Source organism: Streptomyces sp. NPDC037242 (assembly GCF_055604165.1).
In genome coordinates this window covers 134,781-156,108 of record NZ_JBVJUY010000018.1, presented here as the reverse complement: position 1 = coordinate 156,108, position 21,328 = coordinate 134,781, and the positions used below count along the sequence as shown (strand labels likewise).

Sequence of the window (21,328 nt, the reverse complement as noted above, 5' to 3'; positions counted from 1 at the left end):
ACTCAGACACCACCGGCACGGCCCAGCACCTCCTCCACCTCGTGCGCGAACGGCATCGCCGTCGAGCACGCCAGCCGCGAGGCGACGATCGCCCCGGCCGCGTTGGCGTACTCGATGGTCCGCCCCAGTTCCCAGCCCGCGATCAGCCCGTGGCACAGGGCGCCGCCGAAGGCGTCCCCGGCGCCGAGGCCGTTGACGACGGTCACCGGCACCGGCGGGACCTGCGCCACCGTCCCGTCGCGGTGGACGGCCAGCACGCCCTGCGGCCCGCGCTTGACCACCGCCAGCTCGACGCCCGCCGCGAGCAGCGCGCGCGCCGCCGCGTACGGCTCCGACTCCCCGGTGGCGAGGGCGCATTCCTCCGCGTTGCCGACGGCCACCGTCGCGTGCGCCAGCGCCCGCTCGTACCACTGCCCGGGTTCCCCGGACCACAGCATCGGCCGCCAGTCCAGGTCGAAGACGGTGGTCCCGGACTTGGCCCGGGCCTCCAGTGCCGCCAGCGTCGCGGCCCGCGAGGGCTCCGCGCTCAGGCCCGTTCCCGTCATCCAGAACACGCGTGCCGCGCGCACCGCGTCCAGGTCCACCTCCCCGGCCGTGATCTCCAGGTCGGGTGCCTTGGGGAAGCGGTAGAAGTACAGCGGGAAGTCGTCCGGCGGGAAGATCTCGCAGAAGGTCAGCGGCGTGGGCAGGCCGGGCACCTCCCCGGCCCACCGGTCGTCCACCCCGAACCCGCGCAGCTCCGACCGGAGATACGCCCCGAAGGGGTCTGCCCCGGTCCGGGTGATCAGCGCCGTCCGCCGCCCCAGCCGGGCCGCCGCGACCGCGACGTTCGCCGGGGAGCCGCCCAGGAACTTCCCGAAGGTGTCCGCCTCCGCGAGCGGTACGCCCGTTTTCAAGGGGTAGAGATCCACCCCGATCCGCCCCATCGTGATCAGGTCGAACGCCAACGGATCCGTAGTCACCAGCACACCACTCCTCCCGATCGGTCTTCCCCGTGACCTTGAGCCTCGCACCCTAAGGTGGCCGCATGACGTCCTCTCCGCCCGCGTTGACCCGTATCCGCATCGGCTCGGCACCGGACTCCTGGGGTGTCTGGTTCCCCGACGACCCCCGGCAGACTCCCTGGGAGCGGTTCCTGGACGAGGTCGCGGACGCCGGGTACGAGTGGATCGAACTCGGCCCCTACGGATACCTCCCCACCGATCCCGCCCGCCTCGCCGACGAGACCGCCGGGCGCGGCCTGCGCGTGTCCGCGGGCACCGTCTTCACCGGACTCCATCACGGGCCCGCCGTGTGGGAGGACACCTGGGACCACGTGTCGCGGATCGCGGCGCTCACCCGGGCCATGGGGGCGCAGCACCTCGTCGTGATCCCCTCCTTCTGGCGGGACGACAAGACGGGCGAGGTGTTGGAGGACCGCACCCTCACGCCCGGGCAATGGCGTGAACTGACCACGCAGACCGAGCGCCTGGGCCGGGAGGTACGGGACCGGTACGGGCTGCGGATCGTCGTCCACCCCCATGCCGACACCCACATCGACACCCCGGCGAACGTGGCCCGGTTCCTCGACGCCACCGACCCCGAGCTGGTCTCCCTGTGCCTGGACACGGGGCACTACGCCTACTGCGGGGGCGACAGCGTCGAGGCGGTCGAGACCTTCGCCGAGCGGATCGGCTATCTCCACCTCAAGCAGGTGGACCCGCGGATCCTCGCCGAGGTGGTCGCCGGACAGGTGCCCTTCGGGCCTGCGGTGGCGCGCGGGGTGATGTGCGAACCGCCGGCGGGCGTGCCCGCGCTGGAGCCCGTACTGGCGGCCGCCCAGCGGCTCGGTGTGGAACTGTTCGCCATCGTGGAGCAGGACATGTACCCCTGCCCGCCCGACCGGCCGCTGCCGATCGCCCGGCGCACCCGCGCCTATCTGCGCTCCTGCGGCGCCCGCTGACCACTGTCTGGGAGGAATCAACGATGAGCAGCACGCTCGGCATCGCCGTGATCGGCACCGGGAAGATGGGCTCCGACCACGTCCGCCGGATCGGGCGGACCGTCGGCGGGGCCCGGGTGGTGGCCCTGGCCGACCCGGACGGGGACCGTGTGAAGGAGGCCGCGGCGGGCCTGGAGGGGGCGAGCGCGCACACCGACCCGGCGGCCGCGATAGCCGCGCCCGGGGTGCAGGCCGTACTGATCGCCTCGCCGGGGCCCGCGCATGAGGAAGCGATTCTGCAGGCGCTGGAGCGGGGGTTGCCGGTGCTGTGCGAGAAGCCGCTGACCCCGGACCCGGCGGGGGCGCTGCGCGTGATGGAGACGGAGCTGCGGCTCGGCCGGCGGTTGGTCCAGGTGGGGTTCATGCGCCGGTTCGACGCCGAGTACGAGCGGCTCAAGGAGTTGCTGGACGCGGGCGGGATCGGCCGGCCGCTCTTCCTGCACTGCCGGCACCGCAATGCCTCCTCGCCGTCCTTCTTCACGAGCGACATGCTGATCAGCGACTCGGTGGTGCACGAGGTGGACGCGGCCCGCTGGCTGCTGGGGCAGGAGATCACCGCCGTGACGGTGCTCTCGCCCACGCCCACCTCCGCCGCCCCCGAGGGGCTGCGCGATCCGCGCCTCGTGCTGCTGGAGACCTCCGGCGGGACCGTCGTGGACGTGGAGATCTTCGTCAACTGCGGTTTCGGCTACCAGGTGCAGTGCGAGGCGGTCGGCGAGTCCGGCAGCGCCCGGATCGGCGACGGCCACGCGATGGTCGTCCAGTCGGCGGGCCGCTGGGGCGGGGAGATCGACCAGGACTTCACGGTGCGCTTCGCGGACGCCTACGACCGCCAGCTGCGGCGCTGGGTGGCGGCGGCCGCCCGGGGCGGGGTCGCGGGACCCGATGCGTGGGACGGGTACGCGGCCGCGGCCGTCTCGCAGGCGGGGCTGGCCGCGTCGGGCAGCGGCGCACGCACCGTCGTGGAGCTGGCCGAACGGCCGCCCCTGTACCGCTGATCGCACCCGACTCCTGTGCCGCATCTGTCACAGGGGTCGCCTTTGTGTCACACATGTCCGCATTACGCGGGTCTTCCGTCACAGCCGGTCGACAGGCCCTCCCCCGCCCTCACCCTGCGTCGTTTCTCCGGGCACAACCTGAGTGATCGTCACTGTCCACGCGCGGGCTCCCCCGACGGCCTCCCGGCCGGCCCCGCGGCGTGGACAAGGAGGTGTCGTGGATGAGCGACCGACAGCTGTGGTCGTACAAGGAGATCGCCGCCCATATCCGGGTCCAGCCGGACACGGTGCGCTCGTACCGCAAGCACGGGCTGCTGCCCGCGCCCGACCACGTCGAGAGCGGGAAGCCCTACTGGTACGCCGACACCATCCGCGCCTGGGTGGCCCGCCGCCCCGGGAACCGGGGCCGCCGCGAGGACTGATCGCACCACCCCGGACGGGGCCGCCGGGCCCCGCCCGGGGTGGCGCCCCCGGGTCGAAGGAGAGATGGCCTAGCGCGCCCCCGCCGGGACCCGTTCGGCCTCTCCCGCCTCCCCCGCCTCTCCCGGTTCGGCTGCCTGCGGCGCCGGGCCCCCCTCGCTGAGCCCGATCCTCTCGTGGAGCCTGCGCAGCGGGGCCGGCGCCCACCAGGTGGCCCTGCCCGTCAGCTTCATGACGGCCGGAACCAGGAGGCTGCGCACGACCATGGCGTCCATGAGCACCGCCAGCGCGATCCCGAGCCCCAGCATCTTGGTGTTGGTCACCCGCGAGGTGCCGATGGCCACCATCACCACCGCCAGGATCACGGCCGCCGCGGTGATCAGCCCGCCCGTGCGGGCCAGTCCGGTGCGCACCGCCCCCTCGTGGTCGCCGGTCCGGTCGTACTCCTCCTTGATCCGGGATATGAGGAACACCCCGTAGTCCATGGAGAGTCCGAAGGCGATGCAGAACATCAGCACCGGCAGCGTGGTCTCTATGTCGCCGGTGGAGGTGAAGGAGAGCAGCCCGGAGAGGTTGCCGTCCTGGAAGACCCACACCACGGCCCCGAACATCGCGGTCAGGCTCAGTGCGTTGAGCAGTACCGCCTGGAGCGGTATCAGCAGGCTCCCGGTGAGCAGGAACACCAGCAGCAGCGTGGCCAGCACCACCAGCGCCCCGGCTGCGGGCAGTTCGGCGGCTATCGCCTTCTGGGCGTCGACGAGCACCGCCGCCTGCCCGGTCACCGAGGTACGAAACCCGGCGTCGACCTTGCGCACCTCCGCGACCAGGTCCTGGGCCTGCTCGCCCACGGCTTCGCCTTCGGTGACGACCTCGAAGTAGGCGTAGCGCGACCCGGGCGCCGAGCTCACCGGCCCGTCGACCCTGACCACCCCGGGCAGCGCGTGCACCCGGTCGCGGAACGCGGCGAGCTCGCCGGCCCCCGCCGCCCCCTCGGCCAGGACCGTCAGGCCGCCTCCCGGGTCGCCGGGGAAGCCGTCGCGGATCTGCTGCTGGACCACATGCGACTCGGCGGTGGTGGGCAGCTGCCGGTCGTCCACGGTCCCGAACTTGACGCCGAGGAAGGGTAGTCCGAGCAGGAGCAGCCCTGCCGTGGTGGCGACGGCGAACAGCGGCGCCCTGCGCATCACGAGCGCGGCCGCCCGCCCCCAGCCCCGCCCGGATCCGTCGGCGCTCCCCGCCGGGGCGCCCGCCGTGCCCTCGGCAGCCCTCCGGCGCCGCCAGAGCCTGCGCAGGTCCAGCGAGTTGACCCGCTCGCCGAGCAGCACCAGGGCCGCAGGCAGCACGATCAGCGCGGCCGCTGCGGCGAGGAGGACCACCGCGACCCCCGCGTAGGCGAAGGAGCGCAAGAAGTACATGGGGAAGAAGAGCATCGCCGAGAGCGCGACGGCGACGGTCAGCGCCGAGAAGAGGACGGTGCGCCCGGCGGTGCGCAGGGTGGCCCCGACGGCCGCCACCGGATCCCGCCCGGCGGCGAGCTCCTCGCGGAACCTGCGCACGATGAACAGGGCGTAGTCGATGGCGAGTCCGAGACCCAGGGCCGTGGTCAGGTTCTGGGCGAAGACGGAGACGTCGGTGAATTCGGTGAGGCCGCGCAGGACGGCATTGGTGCCGAGGATGGCCACGATGCCCACACCCAGCGGCAGCAGGGCGGCCACGGCGCTGCCGAAGACGAGGATGAGCAGGACGAGGGTCACCGGCAGGGCGATGACCTCGGCGCGCAGCAGGTCCTCCTGGATGGTGGAGGTCACCTCGCGCTGGACCGCGACGGGCCCGCCGAGGGAGACCCGCACCGGTCCGTGGTCGCCGCGGTAGTGCGGGGCGATGCGGTCCAGGACGGCGGTGGCGGTCTTCTCGTCGCCGAGGACCCGGGCGGCTATCAGGGCCTGCCGGCCGTTCTCGGAGCGCAGCGAGGGCAGCGGCGTGCGCCAGTACGAGCCGACCCCGGCCACCCCCTGCTCGGCCGCGAGCTGCGCGGTGAGCCGCTCCGCTTCGGCCGCGACGGCCGGGTCGTCCACCCCGGCGGCGCCCTCACCGGCGTCGACGAGGAGCAGCAGGTTCGGCTGGGAGCCGGGGAACTCGCGCTCCAGGGCCCGGGCGGCATAGGTGGACTGGGCGTCCGGATCCTCCCAGCCGCCACTGCCCAGCCGGTCGGCGACTCCGCCGCCCGCGAACACGGCGAGCGCCGTGACCACGAGGGCGAGCAATAGTGAGAGCCGCGGCCTGGCCGTGACGAACCGGGTCCACCGGCCGCTCTCCCCGGGCAACGGCGGATTCTTGACTTCGGGCATGACTCGGTGTCCCCTTCACCGCGATTGCCAGATCGAACTAGACTGGCAAACACGAGCAGTCACTCGCGTTTTCTCAGAATGCGAGGGACCACTCGCGTTTGTCAATCGCCCACGGGAAGCAATGAGGAGCAGGGGATTGGACATGCCGAGGACCAGCACGGACAAAACCGCCGAAAGCACACCTCGCCGTCGCCAGGCCCGGGGGGAGCGGCGCATCAGCCAGCTCCTCGCTGCCGCCGCGGGGGTGTTCTGCCGTACCGGCTACGCGGCCGCCAGCACCAGCGCCATCGCCCGCGAGGCCGGCGTCTCACCGGGCACGCTCTACCAGTTCTTCCCGAACAAGGAGGCCATCGCGGTCGAGCTGGGCGGACAGCTGCTCCAGCGCGCGCACGAGATGCACGGCCAGGCCTTCCTGCCCGAGAACCTGCAACGCCCCCTGCCCCAGCTGCTGGACGCCGTCCTGGACCCGGTCATCGCCTTCAACTGCGAGAACCCGGCCTTCTGGGCGCTGATGCACGGCTCCGGCATCCCGGGCATCGCCCAGGAGCACGAGGAGTTGCACGCCGGCCTGATCACCCGCGTCGAGGGGGTGCTGCGCAGCTTCACCCCCGAGGCCGCGCCGGCCGAGCTGGAGCGCACCTCGAACATGATCCTGGGCATCTTCCAGTCGTCCCTGGACCTGATCCTGGCCCACGAGGGTGCCGAGCGCGCCGCGTACATCGCGGAGCTCAAGACCGTCCTGCTGCGCTACCTGGAGCCGATGATCACCACGACTCACCCTCGCTGACCCGGCCGGGGCGGCGGGCGGCGCCCGCCCGCAGCCGCAGCCCCACCAGCGGGAACACCAGCACGGACAGCATCCCCGCCCCCACCAGCGCCGCGGCCTCCCCCGGCGCGACCTTGCCGTCCTGCACACCCATGGTGGTGATCGCCACCACCAGCGGCAGCGCGGTGGACCCGAACAGCACCAGCGCCGCCCGGTCCCGCCGCCCCAGGTCGCGCGGGGCCAGCAGCCACATCGGCAGCCCCCGCACCACCAGGAACAGCACCAGGAACACCGGCAGCAGCGCCAGCACCCGCCCGCCCGCGAGCAGCGCCTTCAGGTCGAACCCGATCCCGGTGACCACGAAGAACAGCGGCACCAGGAAGCCGAAGCCCATGGCCTCCACCTTCGACAGCACGGTCTCACTGCTCTCCGGCGCGGCCCCGTGCAGCACGAGCCGGGTGATCAGTCCGGCCGCGAAGGCCCCGAGCAGGATGTCGAGCCCGAGCGCCTGGGCCAGCCCCAGCATCGCCACGAGCAGCAGCACCACCAGCCTCACCGCGAACTGGGCACTGCTGTGCAGGGTCTTGGCGATCACGCGGGAGAACCAGGGCGGCTTGGGCCGCAGCGCCCAGAACACGGCCGCCGCCGTCAGCACCGCGAAGGCCGCGAGCAGCGCCGCCGAGCGCGCCGGCGCCCGCCCGCTCAGCAGCAGCGCCATGGCGATGATCGGGCCGAACTCGCCGATCGACCCCATCGCCAGCATCACGGACCCGAACCGGCTCTGCAGGTCCCCGGCATCCCTCAGCACCGGCAGGATCGCGCCGAGCGCGGTGCTGGTGAGCGCCGTGCCGACGTAGACGCCCTTGTCGAAACCGCCCCCGTGGGCGAGCAGGGTCCCGATCCCCAGTCCCAGCGCCAGCGCGATCAGCCAGGCCCACAGCGACCTCTTGAGCGTGCCTCCGCCGACCCGGTCGAGCTGGATCTCGTAACCGGCCAGGAAGATCAGCATCGCGAGTCCGAGCTGGCTCAGTACGTCGATCACCTCACCGGTGACGGCCCATCCCAGCACGTCCGGCCCGACCAGGATCCCGAGCAGGATCTCGAAGATCACCAGAGGAACCGGCAGCCACCGCCCCACCGCGTACGCGAGCAGGGGTGCGAGCACGGCGATGGCCATGATCAGAATGAGCGTGACCGAATGCGACATACATGCTATTTACGTACGGTTCGCGGGGGTCGGCCACTTCACGACCCTCCGGGGAAAGCGTCGGAAGGGGTACTCGCATCCATACCCCCTAGGGGTATATAGTCTGGGAGTGTCGGGAGGACGGTGGAGCGATCGACCGCCTTCCGGCGACCGGACACGCCCTTGGAAGAGGAGAACGACATGAGCGCCGACACGGACACCCAGACCACCACCGTCTACCGGGTGACCGGCATGACCTGCGGGCACTGCGAGGGCGCGGTGACCAGCGAGCTCTCCGCCCTGGCGGGCGTCAGCTCCGTCAAGGCCGTCGCCGCGACCGGCGAGGTCACCGTGGTCTCCGCCGCCCCGCTCGCCGAGGCCGATGTGCGCGCCGCCGTGGACGAGGCCGGGTACGAGTTCGCCGGCCAGATCTGAGCTTCCCCCTTCGGCAGTACCCCGCCGGGGCGTGCCGGCCAGCTCATACTGGTTCCGTACGCCCCGGCCCTCCCCCTGGAGCCGGAACATGACCAGCACTGTGCACGACGGACCCATAACGGCGGTCGAACTCTCGATCGGCGGAATGACCTGCGCCTCCTGCGCGGCCCGCATCGAGAAGAAGCTGAACCGGATGGACGGCGTCAGCGCCTCGGTGAACTACGCCACCGAGAAGGCCCACGTCTCCTACACCGGGGACATCCAGGTCGCGGACCTGATCGCGACCGTCGTCAAGACCGGCTACACCGCCGAGGAGCCCCCGCCGCCCGCCCCCGCGGCCGCGGCCGTCGAGGAGGAGCTCCCCGAGGCCCCCGACCCGGCCCTGGCCGCGCTGCGCGGGCGCCTGCTGGTCTCCGCCGCGCTCGCGCTGCCCGTCGTGCTGCTCGCGATGGTCCCGGCCCTCCAGTTCGACAACTGGCAGTGGCTCTCGCTCACCCTCGCGGCCCCCGTCGTCGTCTGGGGCGCCCTCCCCTTCCACAAGGCCGCCTGGACCAACGCCCGGCACGGCGCGGCCACCATGGACACCCTGGTCTCGGTCGGCACCCTGGCCGCCTTCGCCTGGTCGCTGTGGGCCCTGTTCTTCGGCCACGCTGGCATGCCCGGCATGCGGCACGGATTCGACTTCGTGATCTCGCGCACGGACGGCTCCTCCGCCATCTACCTGGAGGTGGCCGCCGGCGTCGTCAGCTTCATCCTGCTGGGCCGCTACCTGGAGGCCCGCTCGAAGCGGAAGGCCGGCGCGGCCCTGAAGGCCCTGCTGGAGCTGGGCGCCAAGGACGTGGCCGTACTGCGCGGCGCCGCCGAGGTGCGGATCCCCGTGAGCGCGCTCGCCGTCGGGGACCGCTTCGTGGTCCGGCCCGGCGAGAAGATCGCCACCGACGGCACCGTCGTCGAGGGCGGCTCCGCCGTGGACGCGTCCATGCTGACCGGCGAATCGGTCCCGGTCGAGGTGTCCGTGGGCGACCCCGTCACCGGCGCCACCGTCAACGCCTCCGGCCGCCTCGTCGTCGAGGCCACCCGGATCGGCGCCGACACCCAGCTCGCCCGGATGGCCAGGCTGGTCGAGGACGCCCAGAACGGCAAGGCCGAGGTGCAGCGGCTCGCCGACCGGATCTCCGGGATCTTCGTACCGATCGTGCTGCTGCTCGCGCTCGGCACCTGGGTGACCTGGCTGCTGATCACCGAGAACCCCACGGCCGCCTTCACCGCCGCCGTCGCCGTCCTGATCATCGCCTGCCCGTGCGCCCTGGGCCTGGCCACCCCGACGGCCCTGATGGTCGGCACCGGGCGGGGTGCCCAGCTCGGGATCCTGATCAAGGGGCCCGAGGTGCTGGAGTCCACCCGTCGCGTGGACACCGTCGTGCTGGACAAGACCGGAACCGTCACCACCGGGCGGATGTCCCTGTCGGGCACACACGCCGCCGAGGACGTGGACGAGAAGGAGCTGCTGCGGCTCGCCGGCGCCCTGGAGCACGCCTCGGAGCACCCGATCGCCCGGGCCGTCGCGACCGGGGCGGTCGAGGCGGCCGGGGAGCTGCCCGTCCCCGAGTCGTTCGAGAACGTCCCCGGACTCGGAGTCCAGGGCGTGGTCGAGGGACACGCGGTCCTGGTGGGGCGCGAACGGCTGCTCGCCGACTGGGAGATCGCCCTGCCCGCCGCCCTCGCCGAGGCGAAGGCGGCCGCCGAGGCCGAGGGGGCCACGGCCGTACTGGTGGCCTGGGACGGGGCCGCGCGCGGGGTGCTGACCGTGGCCGACGCGGTCAAGGACACCAGCGCCGAAGCCGTGGCCCGGCTGCGGGAGCTCGGCCTCACCCCGGTCCTGCTGACCGGCGACAACAGGGCCGTCGCCGAGACGGTGGCCCGCGAGGTGGGCATCGACGAGGTGATCGCCGAGGTGCTGCCCCAGGACAAGGTGGAGGTCGTACGCCGGCTCCAGGCCGAGGGCCGTACGGTCGCCATGGTCGGCGACGGGGTCAACGACGCGGCAGCCCTTGCCCAGGCCGACCTGGGGCTGGCCATGGGAACCGGCACCGACGCGGCGATCGAGGCCGGCGACCTGACCCTCGTACGGGGCGACCTGCGGGTCGCGGCGGACGCGATCCGGCTCTCCCGCCGGACGCTGGCCACCATCAAGGGCAACCTGTTCTGGGCCTTCGGCTACAACCTGGCGGCCCTGCCGCTGGCGGCCGCGGGCCTGCTCAACCCCATGATCGCGGGGGCCGCGATGGCCTTCTCCTCGGTCTTCGTGGTCACCAACAGCCTGCGGTTGAGGTCGTTCCGGTAGTGGATCTCCTCCCCATCTCGCACACAGGTCCTTCACGCGAGACGCAGATCACAGTGATTGGAACGTAACCTTCTGCCACCGGCGTGGGTCTAATGGGGCGATGCCAAGAACGTCTGGGGGACGTTCGCGGGGGTCTTGGGGGACGCCCGGGCATCGGCCGGCCGGGACCAGCGCCCGCGGGAGGCTTTGAGCGGCCCTCCCGACCCGTAGCGGGTCCCGGCAGCACCGATCGCCCCGGCTCGGGTCCCGTGGGGGGAATCCGTTCCGGGGAAAGGAAAGCGCCCCGACCGTCGACCCGTGGGGGGATCGGCGGCGGGGCGCTTTTCGCAGGTACCTCGGAGAGAGCCTCGGGTCAGCGGGCCTCGACCGGAACGAAGTCCCGCAGGACCTCACCGGTGTAGATCTGGCGCGGACGCCCGATGCGGGAGCCGGGCTCCTTGATCATCTCGTGCCACTGGGCGATCCAGCCGGGGAGCCGGCCGAGCGCGAAGAGCACGGTGAACATCTCGGTCGGGAAGCCCATGGCCCGGTAGATCAGGCCGGTGTAGAAGTCGACGTTCGGGTAGAGCTTGCGCTCCACGAAGTAGTCGTCGGCCAGCGCGTGCTCTTCGAGCTTGAGCGCGATGTCGAGCAGCTCGTCGCTCTTGCCAAGCGCCGAGAGGACGTCGTGCGCCGCCGCCTTGATGATCTTCGCCCGGGGGTCGAAGTTCTTGTAGACGCGGTGCCCGAAGCCCATGAGCTTCACGCCGTCTTCCTTGTTCTTCACCTTGCGGATGAAGGTGTCGACGTCGCCGCCGTCGGCCTTGATGCCTTCCAGCATCTCCAGGACCGACTGGTTGGCGCCACCGTGCAGCGGACCCCACAGGGCCGAGATACCGGCGGAGATCGAGGCGAACATGTTCGCCTGCGAGGAGCCCACCAGGCGCACGGTGGAGGTCGAGCAGTTCTGCTCGTGGTCCGCGTGCAGGATCAGCAGCTTGTCGAGCGCCGAGACCACGACCGGGTCCAGGTCGTACTCCTGGGCCGGCACGGAGAAGGTCATGCGCAGGAAGTTCTCGACGTAGCCGAGGTCGTTGCGCGGGTAGACCACCGGGTGGCCGACCGACTTCTTGTACGCGTACGCGGCGATCGTCGGCAGCTTGGCCAGCAGCCGGATCGTCGAGAGGTTGCGCTGCGTCTCGTCGAACGGGTTGTGGCTGTCCTGGTAGAACGTGGACAGCGCGCTGACCACGGAGGACAGCATCGCCATCGGGTGCGCGTCCCGCGGGAAGCCGTCGTAGAACCGCTTCACGTCCTCGTGCAGCAGCGTGTGCTGGGTGATCTCGTTGCGGAACGACGCGAGCTGGTCGACGGTCGGCAGCTCGCCGTTGATCAGCAGGTACGCGACCTCGATGAAGGTCGAACGCTCGGCCAGCTGCTCGATCGGGTAGCCGCGGTAACGCAGGATCCCCTGCTCACCGTCGAGGTAGGTAATCGCGGACTTGTAGGCGGCGGTGTTGCCGTAGCCACTGTCCAAGGTGACGAGCCCGGTCTGGGCTCGCAGCTTCGCGATGTCGAATCCCTGGTCACCGACGGTGCTCTCGACCACCGGGTAGGTGTATTCACCGTCCGCGTACCGGAGTACTACAGAGTTGTCGCTCACGTCATCCCTCACCGACGTAGTGCCTCTTCTTCGAGGTGCCCTGACTGCCTCTACCTTCCCCCATTTGGCGCAGGAGAGTGCACTCGGGGTCGGCCTTTGGTCTGTTTGACGGCACTGAGTGCCGTCAACCTGCTCATCCTGCCCCCTCCGCACCAGTGGCGGATACCCCAAATGATCGATCATCTAGGTGATGTTTCCCACCGGTATGCGGCCGGACAGCCTGGGCGCGACCGCCGTGAACCTCCTGCCTGCGGAAACCGTACGCACTGCCTGACCGAGGGCTTTGCGGGACCCGACCAGGACGACCAGTTTCTTCGCCCTGGTCACCGCCGTATAGAGGAGGTTGCGCTGGAGCATCATCCAAGCCCCGGTCGTGACCGGGATCACGACCGCCGGATATTCACTCCCCTGGGACCTGTGGATGGTGACGGCGTACGCATGGGCCAGCTCGTCGAGCTCCGAGAACTCGTAACTCACCTCCTCGTCCTCCTCGGTCCGCACCGTCAGGCGCTGTTCGTCCAGGTCGAGGCCGGTGACCACGCCGACAGTGCCGTTGAACACACCATTGGCGCCCTTCTCGTAGTTGTTCCGGATCTGGGTGACCTTGTCACCCACCCGGAAGACCCGGCCGCCGAAGCGCTTCTCGGGCAGGTCGGGCCGGGCCGGGGTGATGGCCTGCTGGAGCAGCCCGTTGAGGTTTCCCGCGCCGGCCGGGCCCCGGTGCATGGGGGCGAGGACCTGGATGTCCCGGCGCGGGTCGAGACCGAATCTGGCCGGAATCCGCCGGGCGGCGACATCCACGGTGAGCCGCCCGGCCTCCTCGGTGTCCTCCTCCGGGAAGAGGAAGAAGTCGGGCAGCCCCTGCGTGATGGGCGGCAGGCCGGTGTTGATCCGGTGCGCGTTGGTGACCACCCCCGACTGCTGGGCCTGCCTGAAGATCCGGGTCAGCCGGACGGCCGGGACCGGGCCGCCCTCGGCGAGCAGGTCGCGCAGCACCTCGCCGGCGCCGACGGAGGGGAGCTGGTCCACGTCCCCGACCAGCAGCAGGTGCGCTCCCGGAGCCACGGCCTTGACCAGCTTGTTCGCCAGCAGGAGGTCCAGCATCGAGGCCTCGTCGACCACGACCAGGTCGGCGTCCAGCGGCCGGTCCCGGTCGTACGCCGCATCCCCGCCCGGCTTGAGTTCCAGGAGGCGGTGGACGGTGGAGGCATCGGCCCCGGTGAGCTCCGAGAGCCGCTTCGCCGCCCGCCCGGTGGGAGCGGCGAGGACGACCTTGGCCTTCTTCGCCCGGGCCAGCTCCACGATCGAGCGGACGGTGAAGGACTTTCCGCAGCCCGGCCCGCCGGTGAGGACGGCGACCCGGCGGGTGAGGGCCAGCTTGACCGCGTCCCTCTGCTCGGGGGCCAGCTCGGCTCCGGTGCGGCCGGCGAGCCAGCCCAGGGCCTTGTCCCAGTCCACGTCCCGGAAGCCCGGCATCCGGTCCTCCTCGGCCTGCAGGAGCCGGCGCACCTGCCCGACCAGCGAGAGTTCGGCGCGGTGGAAGGGCACCAGGTACACGGCGGTGAGCGGGTCCGGGCCGCCCTGCGGGTCGGGCACGGACTCCCGTACGACGCCCTCGGGGTCGGCGGCGAGCTCGGCCAGGCACTCGATGACCAGCCCGGTGTCCACCTGGAGCAGCTTGACCCCGTCGGCGATGAGCCTCTCCTCGGGCAGGAAGCAGTGGCCCTGGTCGGTGGACTGGGACAGGGCGTACTGGAGCCCGGCCTTGACCCGCTCGGGACTGTCGTGCGGGATGCCGACGGCCTGCGCGATCCGGTCGGCGGTGAGGAAGCCGATGCCCCACACGTCGGCGGCGAGCCGGTAGGGCTGGTTCTTGACCACCGAGATGGAGGCGTCGGCGTACTTCTTGTAGATGCGCACCGCGATGGAGGTGGAGACGCCGACCCCCTGGAGGAAGACCATGACCTCCTTGATGGCCTTCTGCTCCTCCCAGGCGGCGCCGATCAGCCTGGTCCGCTTGGGGCCGAGGCCCGGCACCTCGACCAGCCGTTTCGGCTCGCCCTCGATGATGTCGAGCGTGTCGGTGCCGAAGTGCTCCACGATCCGGTCGGCGATCTTCGGGCCGATGCCCTTGATCAGGCCGGAGCCGAGGTAGCGCCGGATGCCCTGGATGGTGGCGGGCAGGACGGTGCGGTAGTTCTCGACGGTGAACTGCTTGCCGTACTGCGGGTGGGAGCCCCAACGGCCCTCCATGCGCAGCGATTCGCCGGGCTGGGCGCCGAGCAGGGAGCCGACGACGGTGAGCAGGTCGCCGCTGCCCCGGCCGGTGTCGACCCGCGCGACGGTGTAACCGCTCTCCTCGTTGGCGTAGGTGATGCGCTCGAGCACCCCCTCGACCACTGCCGGCTGGAGCGCCCCGTTGGTTGCCATGACCAGAAGCTACCGCCTGGCGCCGACAGCCCGGCGGGCCTGTGGAAAACGCCCGTGGAAACCGGAAGGGGGTCCGGCCTCGCGGCCGGACCCCCTCACGGTTACCCCTCCCGTGTCGGACTTCCCGATCCCCCCAGATCCCTCCCCGGAAGTGCCGACGCAACGTACGACCCACAACCCCCGCCGGGGGTTGCACACCGATCTACAACTTTACTTTTCCATTACCCAAGGGGGGCGCGAGCGCGACCCGAGGTGCCGGTGAATCGACACAGAAGTAGCGTTTCGGGCATGAGCGAATCTTCATTCCAGGACGACGTGCTCAATGAGCTCGGCGACGACAAGCTGACCGAGATCGCCGGGCTGCTCGGCACCGACGTGGGCGCCGCCCGCGAGACCGTCGCCGAGACCGTCGGCGCCATGACCGGCGGCCTGCAGGAGAAGGCGGCCGCCGATGACGACGACGGCGTGGAGGTCCGCCAGGCCTTCGCCGAGGTGGCCCAGCCCCCGCTGGAGGGCGTGGCCACGCTCGGCGGCCTCGGCGGGCTGCTCAGCGGCGGGATGATGGCCGGCGTGCTCGCCAAGGCGAGCAAGCCCGTCGCCAACGCCGTCTCGAAGAAGACGGGCATCCCCGCGGCCACCGTCAGCCGGGTCATCGAGCTGCTGATCCCGGTGCTGCTGGCCGTCTTCGCCAAGCGCGCGGCCGGCAAGGGCGCGGGCGCCGGCGCGGCCACCGCGGGCGCACCCGCGGCCGCCCCCGGCGCGTCAGCGGCCGAAGGCGGCAACCTCGGTGACCTGCTGGGCCAGATCCTGGGCGGCGGCAAGAAGTAGCCACGGCGGCAAGGCCGCCCGTACGGCGCAGCCGCCCCCGCGCTATCCTCGGGCGCCATGGACAACCCCGGTGTACGGCTGCGGGATCCGGCGCCCGGCGAGCTGGGCTGGATCGTGCAGCGGCACGGCGCGCTCTACGCCGCCGAGTACGGCTGGAACACCGAGTTCGAGGGCCTGGTCGCCCGGATCGTCGCGGACTTCGCCGAGGACCACGACCCGTACCTGGAACGCGTCTGGATCGCCGAGCTGGCCGGCCGCCCGGTCGGCTCGGTGATGTGCGTGCGCGAGGAGGGCTCCCCCACCACGGCGCGGCTGCGGCTGCTCCTGGTGGAGCCGCAGGGCCGCGGCCACGGCATCGGCACCCTGCTCGTGGACACGGTCGTCGACTTCGCCCGCTCGGTCGGCTACCGCGAACTGGTCCTGTGGACCAACGACGTGCTGCGCGATGCCGGCGCCCTGTACCGGCGGGCCGGTTTCACCCTGGTCGCCGAGCACCCGCACCGCTCGTACGGCGTCGCCCTCACGGGGCAGGACTGGCGGCTGCCACTGCAGGAGGGCTCCCCGCACTGACGCCAGAACCGACCCCCGTACGGTTCGAAGCGCGCGCGGGGGCCAGCGAGGTGAGCGCCACCCCGCCGACGAGCAGGGCGGCCGCCAGCCAGCGCAGCCCCGAGATCCCCTCGCCGAGCACCAGCGCGGCCGAGGACATCCCGAACACCGGGACCAGCAGCGAGAACGGCGCCACGGACGAGGCCGGGTAGCGGCGCAACAGGTACCCCCAGGCGCCGAAGCCGAACACGGTGGACACCCAGGCCACGTACCCGATCACGGCGACCCCGGACCAGTCGAGCGCGCGCAGCGCCGCGAGGTCCCGCTCGGGCCCCTCCACCAGCAGCGACAGCCCGAACAGCGGCAGCACCGGGACGGTGCACACCCAGACCATGAAGTTCAGGGCGTCGGGCGGGGAGGCCTTGCGGGTCAGGACGTTGGAGACGCCCCAGCACGCGGCGGCGGCAACGACCAGGGTGAAGCCGAGCACCGGGCCGGAAGCGCCCCCGTCGGCGGCGGCGACGGCGATCCCGGCGAGCGCGACGGCCATGCCGGCCACCCGTACCCGGCCGGGCCGTTCGCGCAGCACGACGGCGGCGAGGACGGCGGTGAAGACGGCCTGGATCTGGAGGACGAGGGAGGAGAGCCCGGCGGGCATGCCCTCGGCCATGCCGGTGAACAGCAGGCCGAACTTGGCGATGCCGAGGGCCACTCCGACACCGGCGATCCACTTCCAGGAGACCTTGGGCCGGCCGACGAAGAACACGGCGGGCAGCGCCGCGACGAGGAACCGCAGGGCGGACAGGAGCAGCGGCGGGAAGTGGTCGAGTCCGATCTCGATGACGACGAAGTTGAAGCCCCAGACGGCGGCGACGAGCACGGCGAGTGCGGTGTGTACGGGACGCATGGATCGAGCATCGACCCCGGGAGGATGTAGCACCAGCGCGGATCTCTTCCGGGAAGGATGAAGCAATGCTTATGAATGGGCGGGCCCGTCGCGCCTAGGATGGCCCCATGCTCGACCTGTCCCGGCTGCGCGCCCTGCACGCCGTCTCCGTCCACGGCTCGGTCGCCGGCGCGGCGGCCGCCCTCGGCTACACCCCCTCCGCGGTCTCGCAGCAGATCGCCAAGCTGGAGCGGGAGACCCGCACCACGCTGCTGGAGCGGCGCGGGCGCGGGGTCGCGCTCACCGAGGAGGCCCGCCATCTGGCCGACACGGCCCAGGAGTTGCTGGCCATCGTCGAGCGCGCCGAGACCACCCTGGAGGAGCGCCGCGGGCAGCCGAGCGGGCTGCTGACGGTGGCCGCCTTCGCCTCGGCGGCGCGCGGGCTGCTGCCGGGGGTGCTGGCCGACCTGGCGCGCCGCCATCCGGCGCTGGACGTGCGCCTGACGGAGGTCGACCCCCACCTCTCCGTGGACCTGGTGGCCCGGGGCGTCACCGATCTGGCCGTGGCGCACGACTGGGACATCGCCCCGCTCCCGGCGCCCGAGGGCGTCGAGCAGGCCGTGATCGGCGACGACCCCTGCGACCTCGTCGTGCCGCGGGGACACCCCTTCACCTCCCGGGCGGTGGTCCGGCGGTCGGACCTGGGCGGGCAGCGCTGGGTGTGCCAGCCGCCGGGCCGCGTCTGCCACGACTGGCTGGTGCGGACCATGCGCACGGCCGGGTTCGAGCCCGAGATCGCGCACGTCGCCGAGGAGAACCACACCATCGTCGCGCTCGTCGCGGCCGGCCTCGGGGTGGCCGTCGTACCGCGGCTGGGCACCGGGGCGCTGCCGCCGGGCGCGGTGGCCGTACCGCTGCGGCCGGGGCCCGTGCGCAGGCTGTACGCCCTGTGGCGCACCGGGGCGGCCCGCCGGCCGGCGATCACCGAGGCCGTACGCACCCTCCAGGAGCACTGGGCCCTCCAGGAGCACTGGGCCGCACAGGGGCCCCGTCCGGGGGACCTCCCGAGTGTCCGCGGCCGCGCGGGGGCGGCCCCGCAGTAGGGTCCGGCGCGTGCCGTACCAAGCCTCCCGCCGGACCCTGCTCGCCGTGGCCGCCATGGCCGCCGTCACGGCCGCCGGGGCCGCCTCCGCCGCCGTGGGGCGCGACCCGGCGCCCGGTGACCCGCACCCCGACGACCCGCGCCCCGGGGACCGCCCGCCCCGCGGGGAGCGGCCGGGCGGCCCGCCGGGGCACCGGCCGGACGCGGCCCGGCTGCGCGGGCTGGTGGCCCGGATGAGCCTGGCCGAGCAGGTCGGGCAGCTCTTCGTGTCCCGGGTGTACGGGCACTCCGCGACCGACCCCGACCCGGCGGACGCCGAGCGGAACATGGCGCTGTTCGGGGTGCGCACCGCCGCCGAGCTGGTCGCCCGCCACCACCTCGGCGGGATCATCTACTTCGCCTGGGCGCACAACACCCGTGGCCCGCGGCAGATCGCGGAGTTGTCGGCCGGCCTCCAGCGGGCGGCTGCCCGGTCCGGCGGGGGCGTCCCGCTGCTGCTCTCCACGGACCAGGAGCACGGGATCATCGCCCGCATCGGCAAGCCCGCGACCCTGTTCCCGGGGGCGATGGCGCTGGGCGCCCAGCACGGTGCGGGCGGCTCCACCGCCGATGCCCGCCGGGCCGCGCGGATCGCGGGCTCCGAGCTGGCCGCGATGGGCATCCGGCAGGACTACGCACCGGTGGCGGACGTCAACGTCAACCCGGCCAATCCGGTGATCGGGGTACGGTCCTTCGGCTCCGACCCGCGCGCCGTGGCGGCCCTGGTCGCCGCCCAGGTGCGCGGCTACCAGGGCGCGGGGGTGGCCGCGACGGCCAAGCACTTCCCCGGCCACGGGGACACCGAGACCGACAGCCACGTCGGGCTGCCGGTGATGCGGCACAGCCGCGCGCAGTGGGAGGAGTTGGACGAGCCCCCGTTCAGGGCGGCGGTCGAGGCGGGTGTGGACGCCGTCATGACGGCGCACATCGTCTTCCCCGCGCTCGATCCGTCCCGGGATCCGGCGACGCTCTCGCGGCCCATCGTGACCGGCATCCTGCGCGAACGCCTCGGCTTCCGCGGGGTGGTGGTCACCGACGCCCTCGACATGGCCGGGGTCCGTCAGAAGTACGGGGACGACCGGGTCCCGGTGCTGGCGCTGAAGGCGGGCTGCGACCAGCTGCTGAACCCGCCGGACCTGGGGCTGGCCGTGCGCAGCGTAGTGGCGGCGGTGGAGTCGGGCGAGCTGTCGCGGGCGCGGATCGAGGAGTCGGTGCTGCGGATCCTGGAACTCAAGTCCCGCCGGGGCCTGTTCGGCCGGTCGTACGCCACGGTCACGGCAGCCGACGCGGCCGCGGAGGTGGAGGCCGTGGTCGGGATCCCGGAGCACCTGGCGGCCGCCGACGAGATCGCGGCCGGGACGACGACCCTGCTGGCCAACCCGGTGAAGCTGCTGCCGCTGGATCCGGCGGCCCGGCCCCTGCTGCTGGTGACGGGCACCGACCCCGCCTCCCCCACCGGTACGACCGGACCCCCCACGGAGGTACTGGCCCGGGAGCTGTCCGCTCTGGGCTGCCGGGCGACGGCCGCGCCGCCCGCCCGCGCGGTGGCGGCGGCCGCGGGCCACGCGGCCGTGCTGGTGTGCACGTACAACGTCCCGGAGGGGGACAGCCCGCAGCGCACGCTGGTCGCGGAGCTGCTGGCCACCGGGGTCCCGGTGGTCCTGGTGGCGATCCGCAATCCGTACGATCCGGCCCGGCTCCCGCGGTGCGCGGCCGAGCTGGCGACGTACTCCTGGACGGATGTGGAGCTGCGCGCGGCGGCCCGGGTGCTCACCGGGGCCCTGCGGCCCTCGGGCCGCCTCCCGGTGCCGGTGCCGGGGCGCTACCCGCTGGGCCACGGGCTGACGTACTAGCCGGAGGCCCAGCGGGGGTGGCGGCTACGGCCGGAGCATCGGCTCGCGGTCGACCTGGTCGAGCTGCGCGTCCGGCTTCGCCAGCGGCGCGGCCTGTGCGGCGCCGTCCGCGCTGAGCGCGGTGGCGGCCGGGGCCACTCCGGCCCACTGCAGGATCTTCGCGGTGGCCAGCGTGCGCTCGCCGTCGAGCAGCTTGGCGACGTTGGCCCCGTGGTTGGCGCCCGGCGCGGTCATCACGTAGCTGTCGCGCACGTTGTAGCCGAGGTGGAACGGTTCGGCGCCCCACGGGTCGTTCTGCCCGTAGACGAAGAGCATCTGGTTGGCGTTGTTGCGCACCCAGGTGTCCACGTCCGCCATGGCCGCCGGCTTGAAGGTCATGGGGATGTCGCGGGGGACGAAGTTGCGCGGCGGCTGGTAGCCGTAGCGGCTCAGGTTGCCCAGGTGCGGCTGCTTGATGTCCGGGGAGCCGAGCTGGGTGCCCGCCTGGTAGTAGTACGGGATGTACGTCTCCAGGCCCTGGTCGGCGTAGGCGGAGAAGCCGGAGATCGCGTCGACGGTGTCCCAGATCTCCTGGTCGCTCGCGGTGGCGGCGGCCGGGATGCCGGCGCAGTCGGCGAGCAGGCTGTACTGCCAGAAGGCCCACACGTAGTCGAGCACGACGGCCTCGTAGGCCTTGTCGAGGGTGCCGACGGTGTTGAAGGTCCAGCCGTTCTCGGCGGCGGCGGCCGCGTACTTGGCCTCCAGCGGCTCGCGGCGCACGAGCGCCTCGCGCTGCACGGCGTTCAGCTTGTCGCGGCACTCCTTGGTGCCGACCTTGCTGAAGAACCGGTCGTAGGCCGAGTCCTCCTTGTTGACCACGTCGTTCGGGGCGACGTAGGCGACGACGCCGTCCATGTCACGCGGGTAGAAGCGCTCGTAGTAGGTGGCCGTCATGCCGCCCTTGCTGCCGCCCGTGGCCAGCCAGTTCTTGTTGTAGATCTTCTTGAAGGCGGTGAAGACGCGGTGCTGGTCGCTGGCGGCCTGCCAGATGTCCAGGTTCGCCCAGTTGGCCGGGTCGGGCCGGGAGGGCGTGAAGAATCGGTACTCCAACGACACCTGGTTGCCGTCGACTATGGTCGTCGGCTCGCTGCGGCGCGGGTTGGTGTTGACGTTGTAGCCGGAGGTGAAGAAGACCGTCGGCCGGGAGACGTCCTTGTGCAGCAGGGTCAGGCGCTGCTTGAAGGTGCCCTTCCACGGAGCGCGGTGGTCGACCGGCTGCTCGTAGTTCAGTACGAAGAAGCGGTAGCCGGGGTACGGCTTCTCCTCGATCAGGCTCATCCCCGGAATGCCGAGGATCTGGTCCTTGATGTCCGTGGCGGCGGCCGGCCCTGCGGCGGTGGCCGCTTGAGCCGTGAAGCTTGCCGCACCCATGGTGCCGATCAGCACCACGAGCGACAGCAGCCATCCGAGCGTCTTGCGCATTCACCCTCCCCTTGAGTTCACTTCGGTCGCCGTGAACCTAGCTGGGTCAACACGCTGCTG

General features: G+C 72.1%; 16 protein-coding genes and 1 pseudogene. 10 read left to right on the top strand and 7 right to left on the bottom strand.

Annotated elements, in window-relative coordinates; translation table 11 throughout:
* Positions 1 to 2: 2 nt before the first annotated feature.
* Positions 3 to 926, bottom strand: coding sequence for a 5-dehydro-2-deoxygluconokinase (iolC, locus tag ACZ7GJ_RS22420; RefSeq protein WP_470754087.1), 924 nt, complete (start codon positions 924 to 926; stop codon positions 3 to 5).
* Positions 927 to 1,027: 101 nt separating this feature from the next.
* Between iolC and ACZ7GJ_RS22415 the strand changes: the two genes are divergently transcribed.
* The 3 genes from ACZ7GJ_RS22415 to ACZ7GJ_RS22405 all read left to right on the top strand — a co-directional run bounded on the left by ACZ7GJ_RS22415 (position 1,028) and on the right by ACZ7GJ_RS22405 (position 3,401).
* A complete protein-coding gene (locus ACZ7GJ_RS22415) occupies positions 1,028 to 1,942 on the top strand; it encodes a sugar phosphate isomerase/epimerase family protein (RefSeq protein ID WP_470754073.1) in 915 nt (304 codons plus the stop codon).
* Positions 1,943 to 1,965: 23 nt separating this feature from the next.
* Positions 1,966 to 2,979 carry a Gfo/Idh/MocA family protein gene (locus ACZ7GJ_RS22410; RefSeq protein ID WP_470754071.1) on the top strand — a complete coding sequence of 338 codons (1,014 nt, stop codon included), beginning with the start codon at positions 1,966 to 1,968 and terminating at the stop codon, positions 2,977 to 2,979.
* 221 nt (positions 2,980 to 3,200) lie between these two features.
* Entirely contained in the window at positions 3,201 to 3,401 is a 201-nt protein-coding gene (locus tag ACZ7GJ_RS22405) for a helix-turn-helix transcriptional regulator (RefSeq protein WP_365920209.1), read from the top strand.
* Positions 3,402 to 3,470: 69 nt separating this feature from the next.
* Here ACZ7GJ_RS22405 and ACZ7GJ_RS22400 read toward each other — a convergent pair whose 3' ends face one another.
* The gene (locus ACZ7GJ_RS22400) at positions 3,471 to 5,747 is read right to left on the bottom strand and encodes an MMPL family transporter (protein ID WP_470754070.1); all 2,277 of its coding nucleotides are present in this window, start codon (positions 5,745 to 5,747) and stop codon (positions 3,471 to 3,473) included.
* A 142-nt stretch (positions 5,748 to 5,889) separates the two neighbouring features.
* On the opposite strand from ACZ7GJ_RS22400, the gene ACZ7GJ_RS22395 reads away from it, so the two are divergent.
* Positions 5,890 to 6,534, top strand: coding sequence for a TetR/AcrR family transcriptional regulator (locus tag ACZ7GJ_RS22395; protein WP_470754069.1), 645 nt, complete (start codon positions 5,890 to 5,892; stop codon positions 6,532 to 6,534).
* On the opposite strand, the gene ACZ7GJ_RS22390 is transcribed toward ACZ7GJ_RS22395, so the two are convergent.
* Positions 6,512 to 7,720, bottom strand: a complete 1,209-nt coding sequence (locus tag ACZ7GJ_RS22390; RefSeq protein ID WP_470754067.1) for a cation:proton antiporter — start codon at positions 7,718 to 7,720, stop codon at positions 6,512 to 6,514. The genes ACZ7GJ_RS22395 and ACZ7GJ_RS22390 overlap by 23 nt on opposite strands.
* Before the next feature lie 180 nt (positions 7,721 to 7,900).
* Between ACZ7GJ_RS22390 and ACZ7GJ_RS22385 the strand changes: the two genes are divergently transcribed.
* Complete coding sequence (locus tag ACZ7GJ_RS22385; RefSeq protein WP_470754066.1) at positions 7,901 to 8,134, top strand: heavy-metal-associated domain-containing protein; 234 nt, start codon at positions 7,901 to 7,903, stop codon at positions 8,132 to 8,134.
* 88 nt (positions 8,135 to 8,222) lie between these two features.
* A complete protein-coding gene (locus tag ACZ7GJ_RS22380) occupies positions 8,223 to 10,478 on the top strand; it encodes a heavy metal translocating P-type ATPase (RefSeq protein WP_470754065.1) in 2,256 nt (751 codons plus the stop codon).
* A gap of 352 nt (positions 10,479 to 10,830) precedes the next feature.
* On the opposite strand, the gene ACZ7GJ_RS22375 is transcribed toward ACZ7GJ_RS22380, so the two are convergent.
* Together ACZ7GJ_RS22375 and recD2 are read right to left on the bottom strand one after the other, a co-directional pair.
* Complete coding sequence (locus tag ACZ7GJ_RS22375; RefSeq protein WP_365920199.1) at positions 10,831 to 12,120, bottom strand: citrate synthase; 1,290 nt, start codon at positions 12,118 to 12,120, stop codon at positions 10,831 to 10,833.
* Positions 12,121 to 12,303: 183 nt separating this feature from the next.
* A complete protein-coding gene (gene recD2 / locus ACZ7GJ_RS22370) occupies positions 12,304 to 14,550 on the bottom strand; it encodes an SF1B family DNA helicase RecD2 (protein WP_470754063.1) in 2,247 nt (748 codons plus the stop codon).
* A 288-nt stretch (positions 14,551 to 14,838) separates the two neighbouring features.
* Here recD2 and ACZ7GJ_RS22365 point away from each other — a divergent pair, with 288 nt between their 5' ends.
* Positions 14,839 to 15,378: a DUF937 domain-containing protein gene (locus tag ACZ7GJ_RS22365; RefSeq protein WP_470754061.1), complete on the top strand. Its 540-nt coding sequence runs from the start codon at positions 14,839 to 14,841 to the stop codon at positions 15,376 to 15,378.
* A 72-nt stretch (positions 15,379 to 15,450) separates the two neighbouring features.
* A pseudogene (locus ACZ7GJ_RS22360) lies at positions 15,451 to 15,948 on the top strand (GNAT family N-acetyltransferase); the annotation flags it as partial.
* Here ACZ7GJ_RS22360 and ACZ7GJ_RS22355 read toward each other — a convergent pair.
* The gene (locus ACZ7GJ_RS22355; protein WP_470754060.1) at positions 15,899 to 16,834 is read right to left on the bottom strand and encodes an EamA family transporter; all 936 of its coding nucleotides are present in this window, start codon (positions 16,832 to 16,834) and stop codon (positions 15,899 to 15,901) included. The pseudogene ACZ7GJ_RS22360 and the gene ACZ7GJ_RS22355 overlap by 50 nt on opposite strands.
* A gap of 107 nt (positions 16,835 to 16,941) precedes the next feature.
* Here ACZ7GJ_RS22355 and ACZ7GJ_RS22350 point away from each other — a divergent pair, with 107 nt between their 5' ends.
* On the top strand, positions 16,942 to 17,916 hold the full coding sequence (locus ACZ7GJ_RS22350; protein ID WP_470754058.1) for a LysR substrate-binding domain-containing protein: 975 nt from the start codon (positions 16,942 to 16,944) through the stop codon (positions 17,914 to 17,916).
* A 55-nt stretch (positions 17,917 to 17,971) separates the two neighbouring features.
* Positions 17,972 to 19,807 carry a glycoside hydrolase family 3 protein gene (locus tag ACZ7GJ_RS22345; protein WP_470754086.1) on the top strand — a complete coding sequence of 612 codons (1,836 nt, stop codon included), beginning with the start codon at positions 17,972 to 17,974 and terminating at the stop codon, positions 19,805 to 19,807.
* 24 nt (positions 19,808 to 19,831) lie between these two features.
* On the opposite strand, the gene ACZ7GJ_RS22340 is transcribed toward ACZ7GJ_RS22345, so the two are convergent.
* Positions 19,832 to 21,268, bottom strand: a complete 1,437-nt coding sequence (locus ACZ7GJ_RS22340) for a S28 family serine protease (protein WP_470754057.1) — start codon at positions 21,266 to 21,268, stop codon at positions 19,832 to 19,834.
* Positions 21,269 to 21,328: the final 60 nt, after the last annotated feature.